This is a genomic window from Achromobacter maghribensis (genome assembly GCF_057334215.1).
This window is the reverse complement of sequence record NZ_JBHFII010000021.1, coordinates 44,537-47,039: the sequence shown is the minus strand read 5'-3', so window position 1 is coordinate 47,039 and position 2,503 is coordinate 44,537. Positions and strand designations below refer to the sequence as shown.

Sequence of the window (2,503 nt, the reverse complement as noted above, 5' to 3'; positions counted from 1 at the left end):
GGCCTTGTCGGGCATACGTGGGGAATGGGGCTAGGCCGCTTTCGGGGGGTTTAGGCGGTCAGCGCTTTTTGCCAGGCGGCTAGTTTCCTCTCGAAAGAGGCGGCGGCGTGGGCGGGGCTGGTGGACGGCAGGTCCAGGTATTCCAGGTCTGCCCGGGCCAGCGTTGGCAGTACGTGGCGCCGGTACAGGGCGGCGGCTTTGCCGCCGTTGAAGCAGATGCGGGTGATGGCGGGATGGGCGGCAAGGAAGGCGGCGAAGTCGTTGGGGATCAGCGTGTCAGGGCGGATGTCGGCATCCAGGCTGCCGGGACGTTCGCAGGCTTGCAGTACGTCCCATAAGGCGACGCCAGCGGTTTGCAGGGCGCAAAGGCGTTGCGGGTAGTCCACGGTGGGGTCGAAGCCCAGGACGCGGGCGGCGATGGGCCAGAAGGCATTGCGGGGATGGGCGTAGTAGCGGGCTTGTTTCAGCGAGGCCACGCCGGGCATGGAGCCCAGCACCAATACCCGCGAAGCGGGGGTTGCGACGGGGGCAAAGCCCCAAACTTGATCGTTGCGCCCTTGCGGCGCGGCATCCACGCGTTGTTCCATCAATCAAGGATACGTCAGCCGGCGGGCTCCCGCGATGGCAGAAAGGGTGAGCGTTCATCGTCCGATACATGGAACAGTGCTTACCAAGCGGGGGGACTACCGAAACGATCGTTCCGCCCTTATCTTTAACCCTATGACGAACGGTCCCGCAGGGGCCGCGCAATAGGAATAGACGCCATGAAGAAGATCCTCGGTTTGCACGCCGCTCCCCGCCCCCACTGGGTGGGCGACGGCTTCCCGGTGCGCTCGATGTTCTCCTACAACGATAAAGGCAAGAACGTCAGCCCGTTCCTGCTGCTGGATTATGCCGGCCCGGCCAAGTTCGAGCCGGCCGATCATCCGCGCGGCGTGGGCCAGCATCCCCATCGCGGTTTTGAAACCGTGACCATCGTCTACAGCGGCGAAGTCGAGCACCGCGATTCCACCGGCAACGGCGGCGTCATCGGTCCCGGCGACGTGCAATGGATGACGGCGGCCTCGGGCATCCTGCATGAGGAGTTCCATTCCCCCGCGTTCACCCGGTCGGGTGGCGAGCTGGAGATGGTGCAGCTGTGGGTCAACCTGCCCGCCCGCGACAAGACCGCGGCGGCCGGTTACCAGGGCATCCTCAATGCGGACATTCCCGTGGTGGCGTTGCCGGACGATGCGGGTTCGCTGCGCGTGATCGCGGGCAACTTCGCGGGCCAGGCCGGTCCGGCGCGCACCTTCACGCCCATGGACGTGTGGGATGTGCGCCTGAATGCAGGCAAGGCCGCGACGTTCCCCATCGCCGCAGGCCGCAACAGCATGCTGGTGGTGCTGCGCGGCACGGTGCTGGTCAATGGTGAATCGGTCGCCCGCGACGCGCATCTGGCGTTGTTCTCGCAGGAAGGGGAAGACATCACGGTCGAAGCCAACAACGACGCCGTGTTCCTGGTCCTGAGCGGCGAGCCGATCGATGAGCCCGTGGTGGGATACGGTCCGTTCGTGATGAACTCGCAAGCGGAAATCGTCGAAGCCATCCAGGACTTCAACGCCGGCCGCTACGGCAAGATGCACTGACGCCACGGGGGCGGGAGCCAATGCCCGCCCCGGCGGTACGACGTTTTCCTTTGACGGCGATTGAGCCCTGCCAAGAAAACCGCGGCCCCGGCCGGGGGCCGCGGGAAGACTTTTTCCTGGTGCAGATGCCGTTGCCGGGGCCGCGCTAGCCGGTCCGCCGCCAGACGCTGGCCAGCCAGGGCTGTTGGTCGCGGGGCAGTCCTTCGGGACGGTAATAGTGTTCAAGCTCTTCGAACCCGGCGTCCGCCAGCAAGCTGCGCCATCCGTCCAGGTCGTGATAGACGCCGTAGCGCCCACGGTTCCATCCTTCCTGATTGCCGCCTCGCGGGTTGGACGTGAACAGGACGCCGCCGGGTTTCAGCGTGCCGCGCAAGGCGCGCAACACCTGAGGTAATTCCTGGCCGGGCACGTGGAACAAGACGGCATTGGCGAAAATGCCGTCAAAGCGCGCGGCGGGCAAGGTCAGTTGCAGAAAATCCTGGTGCCAGACTTCGCAGCCGCTGGCCGCGCGCGCCATGTCGACAAAGCGGGGCGTGCCGTCCAACCCCACCGGCCGATGACCTAAAGCGGCGAAGGTCTTGAGATCGCGGCCCGGGCCGCAGCCCAGGTCCAGGATGTCATAGGGCGGCGGGCCCTGGATATGCCGCAACAACGCGCCGATGTTCTGGCTGACATCGTGGTCGCGCGTGCCGGCCTCGAACGATTCCGCGTTCTCTTCGTAGTGCGCAAGCGTCAGCGCGCTGATCTTGGCAAGGTCTTCGGGATCCAGTTTCATGAAGCCATTGTGCCTCGTTCCGTCATGCCGCGCAGTCCCATCCGCTTGGACTTCTTGCCCACACAGATATGAAAGAAAAAAAGCCCGCGCGCCTATGCGG

General features: G+C 65.2%; 3 protein-coding genes. 1 reads left to right on the top strand and 2 read right to left on the bottom strand.

The genetic code is table 11. The annotated features are described in order from the left end of the window. Positions 1 to 50: 50 nt before the first annotated feature. Positions 51 to 587, bottom strand: coding sequence for a DNA-deoxyinosine glycosylase (locus ACE039_RS09315; RefSeq protein WP_485822200.1), 537 nt, complete (start codon positions 585 to 587; stop codon positions 51 to 53). Between the two features lie 177 nt (positions 588 to 764). On the opposite strand from ACE039_RS09315, the gene ACE039_RS09310 reads away from it, so the two are divergent. Next, complete coding sequence (locus tag ACE039_RS09310) at positions 765 to 1,628, top strand: pirin family protein (RefSeq protein ID WP_105560541.1); 864 nt, start codon at positions 765 to 767, stop codon at positions 1,626 to 1,628. Between the two features lie 145 nt (positions 1,629 to 1,773). Here ACE039_RS09310 and ACE039_RS09305 read toward each other — a convergent pair whose 3' ends face one another. Further along, positions 1,774 to 2,403, bottom strand: coding sequence for a class I SAM-dependent DNA methyltransferase (locus tag ACE039_RS09305; protein ID WP_105560542.1), 630 nt, complete (start codon positions 2,401 to 2,403; stop codon positions 1,774 to 1,776). Positions 2,404 to 2,503: the final 100 nt, after the last annotated feature.